Here is a 16,865-nt window from a genome sequence, read left to right on the forward strand (position 1 = left end):
ATTCCCTAAAATGGTCCGCGTACACCTTTTAAGGTGAGCGCGGTATGCGAAGGACCCTGGACCATGCGACGATCTGATCCCTACATGGAACGCGCCCGCGAGCTCTGCCTCGCCGCCGGCATCGATCCAGACTCGCGCGTCGGCGAAGGACGCGGGCAGCCGGCCTGGTGCTCGTACCGGGATGCCGCACGCCAGGAGCATCTTGCTCGCGAGACCAAGGCGGCTGCGAGCGAAATCGCCAACCTCCGTCCGCAGGAGGCGCGCTTCCAGAATGCGCCGCTGAAGATTTTTGGCCCGCATGAGGATGCAACCATCGCGCAGATGCGCAACTGCATGGCAGTCGGCAACGTCGTGTCGGGCGTAGTCTGCGCCGACGGCCATCTCGGCTACGCCCAACCGGTCGGCGGGGTCATCGCCTATGAGAAGCAGATCAGCATCTCCGGCGTCGGCTTCGACATCGGCTGCGGCAACATGGCCGCAAAGCTCGACACGCGCTTCGACGACATTGCGGCGATCGCTCCGACGATCATCCGCGACGTTGCCAAGGTGATCTCGTTCGGCGTCGGCCGTGCCAACGCGGAACGGGCCGAGCACGCGCTGTTCGATGATGGCGATGCCTGGCGCGAGAGCGACATGGAGGCCTACCGCCAGAAGGCGGTGAGCCAGCTCGGCACGGTCGGATCGGGCAACCACTATGTCGATCTCATGCGCGACGAGGACGGGTTTGTCTGGATCGGCGTCCACTTTGGAAGCCGCGGCCTCGGACACACCTCCGCGACACGCTACCTCAAGGCCGCCGGCGGCAAGGACGGCATGAACGTCCCGCCCGCCGTAGTCGACGAGGACTCCGAGCTCGGCCGCCGCTACATCGCGGCGATGCAGCTCGCCGGGCGTTATGCCTATGCGGGCCGCGAGTGGGTGGTCGAGCGCGTCCGCCAGATCATCGGCGGCAGCGTGACCGAGAGCGTGCACAACCACCACAACTACGCGTGGCGTGAGACCCACGACGGGCGTGATCTGTGGGTTGTGCGCAAGGGCGCGACACCGGCTTTTCCGGGCCAGAAGGGATTCGTCGGCGGCTCGATGGGCGACGATGCCGTCATCCTCGAAGGCGTCGACAGTTCGGAAGCCAGGGCTTCGCTCTACTCGACCGTGCATGGCGCTGGCCGCATGTTCGGGCGAAAGGAAGCGAAGCGACGCTTCTCGCGCGCCGAGATGGACCGCTGGCTCAACGAACGCGGCGTCACCTTGATCGGCGCCGACCTCGACGAGAGCCCGATGGCCTATCGACGCCTCCCCGATGTGCTCGCGCAGCACGCCGGCACCGTGCGGGTGTTGCACACGTTGCGGCCGTTCGCCGTCGCCATGGCCGGCGAAGGCGAGTTCGATCCCTGGAAGGACTGACGCAAACGGCGTGCGGGAGGCAGTGCCTCCCGCACGCACCATCTAGTTTTCTGCCTCGCCGTGATGGCCCGCGAACAGCCGCTGCGCCAGCAGCGCATGGCCGAGCGTACCACCGGCGCGCACGGCCGCCGCGATCAAGGCGGCTTCCGCCACCTCCTCGCGCGTCGCGCCGGCCTTCGCCGCCTGCGCGGTGTGCACATCGAGGCAATAGGCACATTGCGTGGTAAGTGCGACCGCGAGCGAGATCAGCTCGCGGTATTTTGGCGGGATCAATCCGTCCTTGCGCTCGACCGCGTGATTGAAGGCGAGGAACGCGTTGGCCTCGACCGGCGCAAGCGCGACGAAAGCCGGGATCGACTTCAGATCGTCGGAGCTTTGATAACAGCTCATGGCTCACCTCGTCAGATATTCGCGCATCAGGACGCGCGCGCGATGCAGGCGCGCCTTCACGGTCTGCCGCGTCGCGCCGAGTGCTTCAGCGATGTCATCGATGGTCATTTCCTTGACGTCGCGCATCAGCGCGACATCGCGATAGTGCGGCGGCAGCGCCTCGAACGCGGCGGCGACATCGAGCCGCAAATCGGCCTCGGGACGCGCGAGCAACGCGGCCTCGGCCTCGCCTTCGTCGATCGCCGGCGCAAGGCCCGCCTTGCGGGCGAGCCGCAGACATTCGCGGCGGACGACGCTGAACAACCAGGACGAAACTGCGAGCAGCGAGCGGATCGAGCCGACATGCCGGAACAGGATCCACAGCGCTTCCTGCGCTGCGTCCTCGGCATCCGCCGAGCTTCGGCAGCTCGCGCGCGCATAGCGTCGAATATCCGGCTGCGCTGACTCCAGCAGACGAGCGATGGCCTGGGGATCGCCGAGCCGCGCCGCCTCGAACTGGTCGTGCGATATCGCAGCCGTACTCACGACATGCCTCCCCTGCCGATGCCCGCCATTGCACACATCGGGCAATAGCCGACGAGACCAGTCAGCGCAAAACCGGCGCCGGCGAGTGCAACCAGCCATGCTGCCGGGCCGGTGAGATAAACCACAGCCGCAACCGCCGCACCGATCCCTGCGGCAACCCGCACCGCCTGGTGCAGGCCGCCGATATTCTTCCTGTAAAATGCCATCGCATCCTCCTGATAGCGCCGAGGCGGAATGCCTCGATCACTAGGAGGGCGCGCCGGCTGAAAAGGATTCGCTGGGCCGCGCAATTTTTTGGCGGTCAGCCTCCGACCGCCTGGTACGCCAGACGCTTGAACTCAAAGAAGAACGGATTCCAGAAGCCCATGTAGCGCTGGGCCATCAGAACGCCGGCGGTATTGGCTTGCGGGCAGATCCACCAATGGGTGCCGGCAAGGCCGCCCCACTGGAATTCGCCGGTGGAGTTTGGGGGATCGAAAGGCGTCGGCGCGAAGGTCACGGCACCGCCGAGGCCGAAGCCCTTTCCGGGAATAGGGCCGAGGGTTGCGAAGCGGATGGTCTGGCCTTCAGGTAGCTGGTTGGTCATCATCTGCCGCAGCGTGTCCGGCTTCAGCAGCGCGTCCGGCCCGGGCAGCAACGCCTTCACCAGGGCCAGCATATCAGGCAGGGTCGAGACCAGCCCGCCGCCGCCCGACAGCTGTGGGAACGGCCGCAGATAGGCCTGCGGATAGGGCAGATTGTCGGCGCGCGTCAGGCCGGGCTTCATCGGATTGAGCACGTCGGCACCGGTGTAAAGCCTGACCAGCCTGCCCTGCTGCGCTTCAGGCACGTAGAAGCCGGTGTCCGACATGCCGAGCGGATCAAAGATGCGCGCCTTGAAGACGACATCGAGAGCCTGGCCGCAGACGACCTCCACGACGCGACCGAGCACATCGGTCGCCACCGAATATTCCCAGCTCGTGCCGGGATGATAGGATAGCGGCAGATCGGCGAGCTTGTCGATCATGACAGTCAGCGCCGTCATCGGACTGAGCACGCCCGCGTCGTTGTAGCCTTTGTACAGCACAGACCCGGGATCGAAGAAACCGTAGCTGAGACCGGACGTGTGGGTCAGGAGCTGGCGGATCGTGATCTGGCTTTTCGCCAGTTCGACATCGGCGAGGCTCGAGGCGCCTTGCTTCAGGACTTTGCGATTGCCAAGCTGCGGCAAGTATTTTTCGATGGGGTCATCGAGCCCGATGCGGCCCTCCTCGACCAGCAGCATGACCACAGAGGTGACGAAGATCTTGGTGTTGGAGAACGCCCGGAAGATATGGTCGGGCCGCAGCGCCGTCTTCGCCTCGCGATCGGCAAAGCCGACGCATTGCTGGTCGACCACCTCGCGCCCGCGCAGCACCGCCCAGGACACGCCGGGGACGATTTCCTGATCGACGTAGCGCTGCATCGCAGTCCGCGCCGCGGAAAAATCTGGCGTCCTGACGTCCATGGATTGGCTCCTCCCGAGATGGTTGTGATGGATATAGCAACAAATCGGCCGTGGGAAGCATGTCCGCGCGAGGCTCCAGTCGAGCCGACGAGTCGGTGCCACGCTCTGCGCTCGACGACATGATGAAGAGCGGCGGCCGTCACCCCTGCTTCATGAACGCGGTCACGTGCAGGCGGCGACGGATGCGCATCCCCTGCCGCTCATAGAGTGCGATGGCGGATGTATTGTTCGAAAACACGTGCAGGAACGGAATCTCGCCGCGTGCTTCGATCTGGCGCGCGACGGCGGAGAGCAGCGCCTGTGCGTAGCCGCGCCCGCGATAGTCAGGGTGGACGCAGACCGCGGTCATCTCGACGAATTTTCCCGGCTTCATCCGCTCGCCGGTCATCGCGACCAACTCGCCGCCGACGCGAATGCCGAGGAACGTGCCAAGCTCGTGCGTACGCAACGCGAACGGGCCCGGCTTGGTCAGCGCCGTGAGCGACATCATCGCAGGCACATCCACAGCGCCGAGCCTCACGATCTCGGTGCCACGCACCGGACTGTCGACGGGCGAGCCGATCATCTGGTCACCAGTCTCGGCCAGCACGACCTTGAATCCTGCGGGAACATCGACTGGCTCCGGCGTGAACAGCGCGGCAACCTGCGAGGGCGCCATGAGGTCGCCAAGTGCGGCAAAGCTTGCCGCCGACATATCCACCATGTCGGCAAACGGCGTCATGTCCACGGGATAGCGCAGCGCCCGAGGGCCTCCCTCCGCCAGGTACTTCTGGCTCGTCGTCAGCGCGCTCCAGATCGGACGATCGAGCAACGCTTCGCTGCTGTCGGACACCGGCTCAGTCCTTGTCGAAGCTGACGATGACAGCGGCGTTGGCAATGAGGATGGGATCGTTGGCCACTTCCGCGGCCGAGGGAATCTCGAGCCCGCCCTTGACCGCCGTGACGGTCACGGTGCCGTAGGGAAGCTCTTTCGCAACCGCCTCCTTGTCGACGGCTTCTGGATTCGGCACGCCGATGGTGACGTCGACGAACATGTCGTTCGCGGTCTTGCCGATCATCCGGAAGAACCCAAGGCTCGAATGCCGGATCGCATCCGACACCGCGCGCTTCGCCGCCTTGGTGGCGTCCCTGCCGTGAACGTCGACGCCCATGCCCATCTCGGTGACACAACGAACGCGAGTCATTTCATATTCCTGTGGTTGGTTGGATACCGAGTGTCGGCGATCGAGGATCGCGAAACAAGTGCGGTTATGGTGTTCGGGTCGGTATCCGCAACTTACTCCGTCAATTCACGCCTTCGCCTTCTTGTGCGCCCGCAGTTCGTCCACCAGCACCCGCACGTTCTCCGAATAGTCGATCGGGATCGAGACCAAGTGCACGCCGCCCTCCTTGAACGCGGTATCGAGAGTCGGACCAAAGCTTTCGATGCTCGCGATACGATGGCCTTTGGCACCATAGGCCTGGGCGTAGAGCGCAAAGTCGGGATTGCCGAAGGTCATCCCGTAGTCGGCGAAATGATCGACGGCCTGCTTCCAGCGGATCATGCCGTAGGCGTTGTCCTCCAGCACCAGCACGACGAGATTGAGATTGAGGCGAACCGCCGTTTCCATCTCTTGGCTGTTCATCATGAAGCCACCGTCACCGGCGATCGCAAGCACGCGGCGGTCGGGGTAGAGCATCGCGGCCATCATCGCCGATGGCAAGCCGGCGCCCATCGTCGCCAGCGCATTGTCGAGCAGCAACGTGTTGGCGACCCGGGTGCGATAGTTGCGGGCGAACCAGATCTTGTACATGCCGTTGTCGAGCGCAACGATGCCGTTCTCCGGAATGACCTGGCGGACGTCGTGCACGATCCGCTGCGGCGTCGGCGGCCACCGCGTCTCGGTGGCGCGGTCGGCGATGTGGTTGAGGATCTCCTCCCGCAGCGGCAGCAGCGCCGCCGCCTGCGGCAGTTTGCCTTCGAGCCGGTCGGCCAGAAGCTCCAGGCTCGGGCCGACGTCGCCGACGACCTCGGCATCAGGGAAATAGACCAGCTCGACGCTCGCCGAGGTGTAGCTGACGTGGATGACCTTCGGTCCCGATGGACCCATGATGAAGGGCGGCTTCTCGATTGGGTCGTGGCCGATCGCGATGATCAGATCGGCAGCGTCGATGGCATCATGGACATAGTCGCGCTCGGACAGCGCAGCAGTGCCCATGTAGAGATTGGTGCCGCCAGGCACGGTGCCCTTGCCCATTTGCGTGGTGAAAAATGGAATGCCGGTCCGCCGCACGAAGCTCGCGATGCCGTGAGTCGACCGCGGCCGGCTGGTCGCGGCGCCCATCATCACCAACGGACGCTTTGCGGCCAGGATCATCCCGGCGGCACGGTCGAGCGCGGCGCGGTGGGCGACAGGAATCTCGATCGGGTGGATCGGGATCACGGGAACGGCCTCGACTTCGTCACCCGCGATGTCTTCAGGCAGTTCGAGATGCACCGGCCCCGGCCGCTCCTCCATCGCAACCCGGAACGCATCGCGCACCACGGTCGGGATCGAGGATGCACTGACGATCTGCCGCGACAGTTTCGTGAGCGGCTTCATCGTCGCGACCACGTCCACGATCTGGAAGCGTGCCTGCCGGCTGCTCATGATCGGCTTCTGGCCGGTGATGAGAATCATCGGCATGCCGCCGAGATTGGCATAGGCCGCGCCGGTGGAGAGATTGAGCGCGCCGGGGCCGAGGGTCGAGAGACAGACGCCGGGCTTGCCGGTGAGCCTTCCATGCGTCGCGGCCATGAAGGCAGCGGCCTGCTCGTGGCGGGTCAGCACCAGTTCGATTTTTGATGTCCGCAGCGACTCGACGAGGTCGAGATTTTCCTCGCCAGGAACGCCGAAGATGCGATCGACGCCTTCGTTTTCCAGCGCCGCGACGAACAGGTCCGATCCCTTGACTTTGTGTTCCTGTCCGCTCATGTCGCCTCCGCGATCGTTTGCTGTAGGTCCCGCTTCCGGCGGGAACCTCGCGCTTATCGTAACCGCGTAGCGCTTGGGCACAACTCACAATGCAGGTGGCTTTTCAGGGTGCACGAATTTTCTGAGCATCCATCACTCTCGCGAGGCCCTCATTTCACCTTCAGGCTGAGCTCCGTGCCACCCTTGAGCGGCAGCGTCATCGAGACAAAGCCGTTGGTGGGATCGCGGATGAAGGCGAGGTAGTCGGGCTCGGCATTGTCGTTCATGACGTAGCCGCCGACGAGCAGCTGCGGCGCGACGATCTCGATCACCTCGCGGGCGAGCGAGGGACCACCCTCGCCCGGCCAGCCATCGATCAGGACGAAGTCGACGGGGCCACCGAGATCGCGCAGCGTCTGGCGGGCGTCGCCTTCGCGGATCTCGGCGTATTCGGCAAGACCGGCCTCGGCGAGATTGCGTTTGGCAGCCTCGACCTTGGCCGGCACGATCTCCGAGCCGATCACGGTGCCGCCGCCATTGTCGCGGAGCGCGGCAGCAAAATAGAGCGTCGACATGCCGACCGAGGTCGCAAACTCCGCAACGCGGGTGGCGCGCAGACCCCGGCACAGCAGGTAGATCAATTCGCCCTGCTCGGGATGAATCGAAAAGCCCTGCTCGGCATAGGCGTGAGGATCGCGGCTGTTGAACGAGCTGCGCGGGCCTCCACCGGAGGGCCGTTGCCGCGCGCCTTGCAGGCGCGCGATGACGGCGTTGACGCGGGGATCTGCAATCGGACTGTGTTCAGTCGACATGGTCTGCATTTCCTCTCGTCACTTGCCGAGGATTTCCGCGGCCGCGCGCTCCAGGATTCCCGCGATGCGACGCGCCTCGGCGGAATCGCTGCCATGCTTGGAACGCAGCGCGCGCTTGAGATTGTGGCGGGCGCGGTGCAGCTCGTCGGAGGCGTCAGTATCGAGATCGCTGACACCCGCAAAGGCTTCGCGCACCTCGTCCATGCGGCGCCCGATCCGCGACAGCGCCTGGAGGATCGCGTCAGCGGTCCCGCGCTGCTCGGCAAGGAAAGCCTCGCCCTGCGGCGTGATGCTGTAGAGCTTGCGGCCGCCATCCTGCGCAACGCTCGCGTGACCGACCTCTTCGAGATAAGTCAGCGCGGGATAGATCACGCCGGGGCTCGGCGTATAGAACCCCTCGGAGCGCTCCTCGATGATCTTGATCAGCTCGTAGCCATGAGCGGGCTTGTCGGCGAGCAGCGCCAGGATCACCAGCTGTAGGTCCTGCGAGGACAGCCGCCGCGCACCCGGAAACTCGTCGCCACCGCGCCCGAAAAAGCCGTGCCCGCCGCGGCCGAAGCGATGCCGCCCGCCGTGCCGGCCCATGGCGAAATGGGCGAAGTGCCCGAAGTGGAAGTCTTTGTGGTCTCGGTGTTTGCCGAACATATCGTACATCTCCTTCTCAAAACATATCTTACGATATAATTTGAGATATACGTCCGCAAGTCACGGATCCGTGATCGGTTGCTACTCGGCCGCTTCGCTATGGGGAACGCCCTGCTCGACCTCGAGCTGAAGGATGTCGTTGAAACGGTTGAAAGCACCGCACAGCGCGATGCGCCAGGTCAGCTCGACGATTTGCGATTCCGAAAAGTGCGCGCGCAGGCGGGCGAAGATCTCGTCGCGTGTCCTGCTCCAGTTGTCAGTGACGGCGATGGCGTATTCGACGACGAGCTTGTCGAGCTCATCGAGCTCGGGATGGTCCTTGTAATTGAGAAGGCGCGCGGCGCCCTCCTCCGAGACGCCCTGCACCGCGAGCTTGGGTGCGTGGTGCGAGACGCAGTAGTCGCATTTGTTGAGCAGCGACACCGTCACCAGCGCGAGCTCGAGATGGCGCTTCGAGACCATGCCTTCGCTGGCGAGATCGACCAGCAGTGACCACATATGCTTGAAGATCGGCGCGCGATGCGCCATCACACCGGCTTGGTTCTCGAACGCGCCGTAGGTCGTCATCTTGTCCCACAGGGGTCGCAGTGCTTCCGGCAGATCGTCCCTGGTCTTGATCGACACGCGCGACATGGCATTCCATCCTCGGTTGGCGCGTGCATGCTGCCACAAAGGTGCGCCGATGTCCGCTGGTGCAATCGCATGACTCCCAAGACCTTTGAGGCCCGCTGCCTGCGCCTGCCCGCTGCCACCAAGGTGGTGCAATGGGAAGGCACCTCTGTGTTCAAGGTCGGCGGCAAGATGTTCGCAATCAGCGGCGGATTTACCGCAGGTTCCGGCGGCTACATGTTCAAGGTCTCGACCATGGCCTATGCCATGCTGATCGAGCACGGTCTGGCGCGGCCCGCGCCCTATCTCGCGCGGGCCAAATGGGTGCAGCTCGCCAGCAACAACGCGCTGCCGGATGCCGAGCTGACGGCCTATATCGCCCAGGCCCATGCGCTGATCGTCGCAAAACTGACGCGAAAGGCGCGCAGGGAGCTCGGGCTTGTGTCGCAAGAAGCCGGGCTCGCGTAACGATCTCCGCGTGCAGCGCATCGGCTGCGCGCGGCGACATTGAGCTTTCATCCTGCCCCGATATACTGCCGACTCTGGATTCGAATTGGGAAGCCGGCGTGGCGATTGATCTGAAGGCGGTCGAGCAACTCGCTACCGATCAATCGTCGCTCAAGGCCGCTGCCGGCCTTGCCAAGCCCGCCAAATGGTCCGGCATCGGCGGCAGCCCGGATGGCGCGTTGATCTGGGGCGAATGCGCGGGCTCGGGCGCCAATCCCTACCGGGTGATGGCCGATTTGCGCGACCTCGGCAACAAGTGCACCTGTCCGTCGCGCAAATTCCCCTGCAAGCACGTGCTCGGCCTGTTGTGGCTGAATGCAGAAGCGGTCGTGCCGTTCGCGCCCGCCGACACGCCGGCCTGGGTCAGCGACTGGCTGGGGCGCAGGCGCGGCACATCCCCCGCCAAGCCGGCGAACGCTGTCACCCCGCCCGGTGAGAAGGACTTGCGTGCCGCACGCGCCGTCGAGCCCGAGACAGTCGAGGATCCAAAGGACGTCGCGCGGCGCGAAGCGCAGGCAGCCAGACGCAACGAAGAAACCGAGCGCGCCATTTTCGATGCGCTGGATGCGCTCGAGCAATGGGTCGGCGACCAGCTCCGCCTGGGATTGTCAGGCTTCATCGACGATGCCACGGCGCGGTGCCGGCGCATTGCGGCGCGCCTGGTCGACGGCAAGGCCGCGGTGCTGGCCGGCCGGATCGACGAACTGCCGTCCCGCCTGCTCGCGCTCGCCGCGGCCGATAGACCGCGCGGCGCGGTCGTCGAGCTCGGCAAGCTGGTGCTGCTCGCACGCGCCTTCCGTGCCACGCCGCGCGATGCCGAGATCAGGCGCGCGGTTGCGACATCGGAGACACGCGAGACCGTGCTGGCCGATCCGCAAGCGCCGCGCGTGAACGGGCATTGGGAGGTGCTCGCCGAGCAGGTGCAGACGCGCCGCGACGGGCTGGTTTCGCAAACCACATGGCTGCTCAATCTCGCCGCGAGCGGCCCGCGCTTCGCCATGCTGCTCGACTTCTTCCCGGCGAGTGCCGGACGGCGTGGGTCGGTGTTTACACCAGGCGAGCGCTTCCAGGGCGAACTCGTCTTCTACCCGTCGCAGCAACCGCTCCGCGCCCTGCTCGTGCGGCGCGATGCAGCCGAGGATATTCTGGCGCCCGAATGGCCAGCGCCGGATGCGGCGCTCAGCCACGCGTTGACACGCCCCCTGCTCGCAGAACCATGGACGATCGAGATTCCCCTGCTGCTGCCGCAAGGGCGGATCGCGCACGACGATTCAGGGGGCAACTGGTGGCAGGCGGCCGATGGCACGACCTCGCTGCCGGTCGCGGGCAACACGGAGGGTTTGCTGGCCGGCACGAAGCTGACGCGCACCGCCGCGATCTGGTCGGGTAACCGGCTCACGATCCTTGCCGCACAGTCCCCCTGGGGACGGATCGGCGGCCATGACTGAAACAGCCGGGGCCGAAGAGATCTTCGAGGCCATGGGCGCGGTCGTGACGCGCTGGACCATGGGCGCGACCGCGGCCTCCGCCGCCCCGTTCTGGCGCACTGCGCTTGGCGACGATCCCGTCGAGGCCGAGTTGCGGCTGCTGGCCTTGTCTGGCCAGTTCCTCGGCGCAACCGTGACGGTCGAGGCGCCGTCTGCGTTGCGCGTGCTACCCGACATTCCGCCACTCGCGCTCCCGACCGTACCTGAGCCATTGCGACCGCTGGTGCGCCGGATGCTTGCGGCGAGCAAGGAAGCAGCATCGAGAACCGAGCTCGTCCACTTCCTCGCCGCGCGCGGCTGGACGACACATCCTGCCGACTGGATGCCTGATGCAAGCGACGAGGATGCGCCTGACGTTTATGCCGCGTGGCGCGACTGGAGCGCATTCGCCGCTGCCGGCGCGACGACGCGACGACAGACGAGCGACCAGCTCACAACGGAAAATTGGGAAGACTTTTGGCCGGCCGCGCGCAAGGCCGCGTTGATCGGCTTGAGGCGGCGCGACCCATCCGCGGCGCGCGCACTGCTCGAAGCAAAGCTCGACGGCGAGAATGCCGATGCGCGGCTGCGCCTGATATCCCTGCTCTCGGAGCGGCTGTCCGACGACGACGTCGCCTTTCTCGAAGGTCTGGTGGCGAACGATCGTGCACCGAAGGTCAAGGCGCTTGCAACATCGATGCTCGCGCGCCTCGGCCACCGTCCCGCCGCGGGCGAGGATATCGCGGAGCTCACAGGCTTCTTCTCGGTGAAGACCAAAGGGCTGCTGCGTCGCTCCCGCGTCATCGAGATCGAGCGCCCGAAGACACCGGCGCAATGGCAGCGCCGGAAGGCCCTGTTCGACGGCACCGATCTGATGTCGTTCTCAGGCGCACTCGGCCTCAGCCCGCAGGATTTGATCGCCGCCTGGGACTGGAACGTGGACCCGGCCGCCGACGCGGGGCTGATCAAGCTGATCGCGGAGACCGGCACCGATGCGCAGCTTGCGCAGGCCGCCGGCATCGTCAGCGAAAACGATGCGACAGGCCTCATCGTGGCTCTTGCCCCCCGACTTGAGCCCGCCGAGCGGGCGAGGTTTGCTGCGGCAAGCTTGCGCGCGCACGGCATCGGATTCGAGATGGCGCAGATGATCGCCGGTCCTGCCGCACGCCTCGACGATCCGCTGTCCGCGCCATCAGGCGCCAAGCTGCTGGCCGAGATCAGGCGCGACGACGCGAAGCCATCGGACCATGTCGCAGAATTTCATGCGCTGGGTCTGCTCGCCTCGCAAACTGCAGCGCAGCAGACCTTACAACGCCTGACGGCCGCGGGGCTGCTGCAAGCCGACCCGCGCCTCGACATGCTGCGGCTCAACGCCGCATTGGACGATAAGGGAGAGACAACATGAGCGAGAAACTGCGCTTGCCCGCCGAGCAGAGCTATGCCGCCGAGCTGAAGGCGCTCGCCGCCGGCGAAGGGCCCCGCCCGCCGGGCTGGGCGCTCTCGCCGCGCCAGGTCGTGACCTATCTGATGGGCGGCAAGGCGGCCGACGGCACGGCGATCACGCCAAAATATGTCGGCGACAAGCGGCTGATCGAGACCGCCGTTGCAACGCTTGCGACCGATCGCGCGCTGTTGCTGCTCGGCGTACCCGGCACGGCCAAGTCGTGGGTCTCCGAGCATCTTGCCGCCGGCATCACCGGCGATTCAACGCTCGTGATCCAGTGCACCGCCGGAACCGACGAGAACCAGATCCGCTACGGCTGGAACTATGCCCAGCTGCTGGCCCATGGGCCGAGCCGCGAGGCGCTGGTGCCAACCCCGCTGATGCGCGCAATGGAAGGCGGCAAGCTCTGCCGCTTCGAGGAACTGACGCGGATGGGCAGCGACGTGCAGGACACGCTGATCACCGTGCTGTCCGAGAAGATGATGCCGATCCCTGAGCTCAACACCGCGGTCTATGCGCAGCGCGGCTTCAACATCATCGCGACCGCCAACAACCGCGACAAGGGCGTCAACGAATTGTCCTCCGCGCTCAAGCGCCGCTTCAACGTCGTCGTGCTGCCGCTGCCCGACAGCGCCGAGGAAGAAGTGTCGATCGTCGTCAAGCGCGTCGGCGAGATGGCGCAGAACCTCGATTTGCCGGCGCCAAAGAACGTCGCCGAAGAGGTGGCGCGGGTGGTCGCGATCTTCCGCGAATTGCGCTCGGGCTCGACCGAGGACGGCAAGGTCGCGTTGAAATCTCCCTCGGGCGGCCTCTCGACCGCCGAGGCCATCGCAGTGATGGTCGGCGGCATCAGCCAGGCGACCTTCTTCAACGACGGCAAGCTGACGCCCGATACACTCGCCAGCAACATGATCGGCGCGGTGGTGAAAGATCCCGTGCAGGACACGGCCGTGCTCGGCGAATATCTCGAGACGGTATTGAAGAAGAAGCGCGGTTTCGAAGGCTATTACGCTTCGCTGACCGAGCTGATCTGACATCATGGCCGGCGAGATCCATCTGTTCGGCATCCGGCATCACGGGCCGGGATCGGCGCGTCGGCTGCTGGAGGCGCTTGATGCGCTCAGGCCCGTCGCGGTGCTGATCGAGGGCCCTGCGGATGCATCCGAGCTGCTGCCGATGCTCGCCGCGCCCGACATGGTGACACCCGTGGCGCTGCTCACCTACGCCGAGGACAATCCGGCGAACGCCAGCTTCTTTCCCTTTGCCGACTATTCGCCGGAATACCAGGCGGCCTGCTGGGCCGTGCGCCACGGTGCAGCCTTGCGTTTCATCGACCTTCCTGCCTCCGACCGGTTGGGAGCCTCCGCCTCTGACGTCGCCGAGGAAATTGCCGCCAGATCGCAAGAGGATCCGGTCAGCCGCGATCCGATCGGCGCGCTCGCGATGGCGGCGGGATATGACGACGGCGAGTCCTGGTGGTCCGACGTCATCGAGGAAAATCCTGCAACAGGTCCGGTGTTCGCAGCCGTCGCCGATGCGATGACGGCGCTGCGCGCGGACGAAAAGCCCTTGTCGACCCGGGAGGCCGCGCGGGAGGCACACATGCGGATCGAGATCGCAAAGGCGGCGAAGGAGTGCGTCGGCGCCGTTGCCGTTGTCTGCGGCGCCTGGCACGTGCCTGGTCTCACTGAGCGCCGCAGCCTGGCGGCCGACCGCGAATTGCTCAAGGGCCGGCCGAAGACGAAGATCAAGGCCACCTGGGCACCATGGACCGCGCCGCGCCTGTCGCGCGCGAGCGGCTATGGCGCAGGTGTGGTCGCGCCCGGCTGGTGCGCGCATCTCTGGGAGACGCGCGAGGGCGACCGCACCGCCATCTGGCTTGCCAAGGTGAGCCGCGTGCTGCGCGATCGCGGCCATTTCGTTTCGACCGCCTCGGTGATCGAGGCGCAACGTCTCGGCACCGCACTCGCGGCGCTACGCGAGCGGCCCTCACCCGGATTCGAGGAACTTCGAGAGGCGGCGATCGCGAGCCTGTGCAATGGCGAGCGCGCCATCTGGAACGATGTCGCCGCCGAGCTCCTGGTCGGCGCGGGCGTTGGATCGATTCCGTCAGCGACGCCGCTGGCACCACTGCTGGAAGATCTGCAGCGCCAGCAGAAGGCGACGCGGCTGAAGCCGGAAGCGCTGGAGCGGCCGCTGACGCTCGATCTGCGCAGCGAAAGCGGGCTGATGCGCTCGACCCTGCTGCACCGCCTCAACGCGCTCGATGTGCCCTGGGGGCGATTGACCGACGCAGGCCGCAGCCGCGGCACGTTTCGCGAGAACTGGCAGTTGCGGTGGGAGCCGGAGTTCGCGGTGCGGCTGGTCGAGAACCTGCTCTATGGCTCGACCATCCTGGAAGCCGCCGCCGGCCGCCTGATCGAGGCGATGGGCAAGGAGACAGAGCTCAGCGCGCTGGCAAGCCTCGTGCGCAACGCCATGATCGCGGATCTGCCGCGCGCCACCGAATCCGGCATCGCGGCGCTCGAGACCAAGGCAGCCCTTACCAGCGACGGCCAGTCGCTGCTCGACGCGCTACCTCCGATGGCCGACATCCTGCGTTACGGCGAGGCACGCGCCGGCACGGTCGAACATCTCGCAGCCCTGATGCCGCGGATCGTCGTGCAGGCCGCGCTTGCCCTGCCCTACGCCGCACGCAATCTGGATGTCCCGGCAGCAGCCAGGCTGCGCGGTGCGATCCTCGCAGGCGATGCGGCAATCCAGTTGGCGCAACTTGCGGCCGACATCGTCACCAAATGGAGAGAGGCGCTGACGGCCCTGCTGCACGATGACCAGGCGACCCGACTGATCGCCGGCACCGCGGCGCGGCTGCTCTACGAGGCAGAATTGCTGGCCGTCGATCACACCGCCGATCTGCTCGCGCGGATGCTGTCGCCAGGTACGCCAGTTGCAGAGGCGGCGGGGTTCTTCGAAGGCTTCTTCGAGGGCGCAGGCCAGCGACTGATCCACGATGCCGCGTTGCGCGGCGCGGTGGATGGCTGGCTGCTGTCACTCGACGACGAGGCCTTCACCGCCAGCCTGCCGCTGTTCCGCCGCGTCTTCTCGGCGCTGGACCGCAACGAGCGCAGGCGGCTGATGGACGCGCTGTTTGCGCGGAACGCCGGTGGCGCAAAGGGATATCGACTGATCGCAGATGCCACTGCGATCTGGCCGCAGCACGAGGCGCGCGTGATTGCGCTGCTCAACGCCGGAGGCCCCCGATGAGCGAGACCGACGAGCGCAGCCGCCGTTGGACGCTGGCCCTCGGCGTTGAGGCTGAGGATCCAGCAAAGACGGGCACGCTGTCCGACAGCGACCGCCGCATGTCCGAAGCCCTGACGGCGCTCTACGGTAATGGCGATGACGCACCGAAGAAGGGCCGCGGCGGTCTCGGGGGCTCGGCACCGCGCGTCGCGAAATGGCTCGGCGATATCAGGGAGTTCTTCCCTGCCCCCGTGGTGCAGGTGATCCAGAAGGACGCCTTCGAGCGCAAGGGATTGCGCCAGATGCTGCTCGAGCCCGAATTCCTCGCGACCGTTGAAGCCGACGTGAACCTGATCGCCGACCTCGTCGCGCTGCGTGGTGTCATGCCGGAGAAGACCAAGGACACCGCGCGGATCGTGATCGCCAAGGTGGTAGCCGAACTGATGGAGCGGCTCGAGCGGCGCACGGCGGACGCGGTTCGCGGCGCCTTGAACCGCTCGCTGCGGACCAACCGCCCGCGCTTTGCGGACATCGACTGGCCGCGCACCATCAGGGCCAATCTGCGCCATTATCAGCCAGAGCATCGCACCGTGGTGCCGGAACGGCTGATCGGCTTCCTGCGCCAGCAACGTCGCATCGTCGATCTGGAGGAAGTCATCCTGTGCGTCGACCAATCAGGATCGATGGCGTCCTCCGTTGTCTATGCCTCGATCTTCGCCGCGGTGATGGCTTCGCTGCCTGTTGTTGCGACCAAGCTCGTCTGTTTCGACACCGCGATCGTCGACCTGACCGAGGAACTCGCCGATCCCGTCGAAGTGTTGTTCGGCGTTCAGCTCGGCGGCGGCACCGACATCAACAGTGCGGTCGCCTATTGCGAGGAGCGCATCGAGCGGCCGTCGAAAGCGCACCTGATCCTGATCACCGATCTCTATGAAGGCGGCAATGCGGATGCGCTGGTCGACCGGCTCGCCCGGCTTGCAACGCGCGGGATCAACGTGATCGTGCTGCTGGCGCTGACCGACACCGGCCGCCCGTCCTACGATCCAGTGCTATCGGCGCGAGTTGCCAGTCTCGGCATCCCCGTCTTTGGCTGCACGCCCGACCAGTTTCCTGATCTGATGGCAACCGCGCTGAAGCGCGAGGACGTGGCCGATTGGGCTGCCGACCGGGATATCAAGCTGATCCGGCCCGAAGGTTGAATGTCCAAGTCCGGCCAAATTGGTTCAAAGCTCGCCTCGGCCAAAATGCCCGAGATCCAGTCGAGGAAGACGCGCAGGCGCAGCGCAAGCTGGCGGTTTTACGGATAAAGCGCGGAGAGCTGCGTCGGCGACGGCGGGTGATCGGCAGCACCTCGTCGCTTTGCCCAATCCGCAACTCGATCAGCGGTGGCCAAACCCTCTC

The 16,865-nt window shown here is 65.8% G+C and carries 17 protein-coding genes; 7 read left to right on the forward strand and 10 right to left on the reverse strand.

Translation table 11 applies throughout. The features are described 5' to 3' along the window. Positions 1–63: 63 nt before the first annotated feature. A complete protein-coding gene (locus tag JQ621_RS04845) occupies positions 64–1,404 on the forward strand; it encodes an RtcB family protein (protein WP_212233248.1) in 1,341 nt (446 codons plus the stop codon). Between the two features lie 42 nt (positions 1,405–1,446). Here JQ621_RS04845 and JQ621_RS04850 read toward each other — a convergent pair whose 3' ends face one another. The 10 genes from JQ621_RS04850 to JQ621_RS04895 form a co-directional block, all read right to left on the reverse strand. Then, positions 1,447–1,794, reverse strand: coding sequence for a carboxymuconolactone decarboxylase family protein (locus tag JQ621_RS04850; protein WP_212233249.1), 348 nt, complete (start codon positions 1,792–1,794; stop codon positions 1,447–1,449). Positions 1,795–1,797: 3 nt separating this feature from the next. Next, complete coding sequence (locus JQ621_RS04855) at positions 1,798–2,319, reverse strand: RNA polymerase sigma factor (protein WP_212233250.1); 522 nt, start codon at positions 2,317–2,319, stop codon at positions 1,798–1,800. Beyond that, entirely contained in the window at positions 2,316–2,525 is a 210-nt protein-coding gene (locus JQ621_RS04860; RefSeq protein WP_212233251.1) for a YgaP family membrane protein, read from the reverse strand. Before JQ621_RS04860 ends, JQ621_RS04855 begins: the two co-directional genes overlap by 4 nt. Before the next feature lie 95 nt (positions 2,526–2,620). Beyond that, positions 2,621–3,805, reverse strand: a complete 1,185-nt coding sequence (locus JQ621_RS04865; RefSeq protein ID WP_212233252.1) for a serine hydrolase domain-containing protein — start codon at positions 3,803–3,805, stop codon at positions 2,621–2,623. Between the two features lie 139 nt (positions 3,806–3,944). Next, positions 3,945–4,637 carry a GNAT family N-acetyltransferase gene (locus tag JQ621_RS04870; protein ID WP_212233253.1) on the reverse strand — a complete coding sequence of 231 codons (693 nt, stop codon included), beginning with the start codon at positions 4,635–4,637 and terminating at the stop codon, positions 3,945–3,947. Positions 4,638–4,641: 4 nt separating this feature from the next. Continuing rightward, positions 4,642–4,989 carry a Lin0512 family protein gene (locus JQ621_RS04875; protein ID WP_212233254.1) on the reverse strand — a complete coding sequence of 116 codons (348 nt, stop codon included), beginning with the start codon at positions 4,987–4,989 and terminating at the stop codon, positions 4,642–4,644. Between the two features lie 105 nt (positions 4,990–5,094). After that, complete coding sequence (locus JQ621_RS04880; protein ID WP_212233255.1) at positions 5,095–6,759, reverse strand: acetolactate synthase large subunit; 1,665 nt, start codon at positions 6,757–6,759, stop codon at positions 5,095–5,097. 149 nt (positions 6,760–6,908) lie between these two features. Then, positions 6,909–7,550, reverse strand: a complete 642-nt coding sequence (locus JQ621_RS04885) for an O-methyltransferase (protein WP_212233256.1) — start codon at positions 7,548–7,550, stop codon at positions 6,909–6,911. Between the two features lie 18 nt (positions 7,551–7,568). Further along, entirely contained in the window at positions 7,569–8,195 is a 627-nt protein-coding gene (locus JQ621_RS04890; RefSeq protein ID WP_212233257.1) for a PadR family transcriptional regulator, read from the reverse strand. A gap of 81 nt (positions 8,196–8,276) precedes the next feature. Further along, the gene (locus JQ621_RS04895; protein ID WP_212233258.1) at positions 8,277–8,828 is read right to left on the reverse strand and encodes a carboxymuconolactone decarboxylase family protein; all 552 of its coding nucleotides are present in this window, start codon (positions 8,826–8,828) and stop codon (positions 8,277–8,279) included. Positions 8,829–8,897: 69 nt separating this feature from the next. Here JQ621_RS04895 and JQ621_RS04900 point away from each other — a divergent pair, with 69 nt between their 5' ends. The 6 genes from JQ621_RS04900 (at position 8,898) to JQ621_RS04925 (ending at position 16,663) form a co-directional block, all read left to right on the forward strand. Next, positions 8,898–9,272 (forward strand): MmcQ/YjbR family DNA-binding protein, encoded by a 375-nt coding sequence (locus JQ621_RS04900; RefSeq protein WP_212233259.1) that lies wholly within the window; start codon positions 8,898–8,900, stop codon positions 9,270–9,272. Between the two features lie 98 nt (positions 9,273–9,370). Further along, entirely contained in the window at positions 9,371–10,759 is a 1,389-nt protein-coding gene (locus JQ621_RS04905) for an SWIM zinc finger family protein (protein WP_212233260.1), read from the forward strand. Continuing rightward, a complete protein-coding gene (locus JQ621_RS04910) occupies positions 10,752–12,182 on the forward strand; it encodes a DUF5691 domain-containing protein (protein WP_212233261.1) in 1,431 nt (476 codons plus the stop codon). Before JQ621_RS04905 ends, JQ621_RS04910 begins: the two co-directional genes overlap by 8 nt. Beyond that, the gene (locus tag JQ621_RS04915; RefSeq protein ID WP_212233262.1) at positions 12,179–13,255 is read left to right on the forward strand and encodes an ATP-binding protein; all 1,077 of its coding nucleotides are present in this window, start codon (positions 12,179–12,181) and stop codon (positions 13,253–13,255) included. Before JQ621_RS04910 ends, JQ621_RS04915 begins: the two co-directional genes overlap by 4 nt. A gap of 4 nt (positions 13,256–13,259) precedes the next feature. Beyond that, positions 13,260–15,485 (forward strand): DUF5682 family protein, encoded by a 2,226-nt coding sequence (locus tag JQ621_RS04920; RefSeq protein ID WP_212233263.1) that lies wholly within the window; start codon positions 13,260–13,262, stop codon positions 15,483–15,485. After that, the gene (locus JQ621_RS04925; protein WP_212233264.1) at positions 15,482–16,663 is read left to right on the forward strand and encodes a VWA domain-containing protein; all 1,182 of its coding nucleotides are present in this window, start codon (positions 15,482–15,484) and stop codon (positions 16,661–16,663) included. The genes JQ621_RS04920 and JQ621_RS04925 overlap by 4 nt, the downstream gene beginning before the upstream one ends. Positions 16,664–16,865 lie beyond the last annotated feature (202 nt).

Origin of the sequence: Bradyrhizobium manausense, from assembly GCF_018129685.1 — a bacterium.
GTDB lineage: Bacteria > Pseudomonadota > Alphaproteobacteria > Rhizobiales > Xanthobacteraceae > Bradyrhizobium > Bradyrhizobium manausense_D.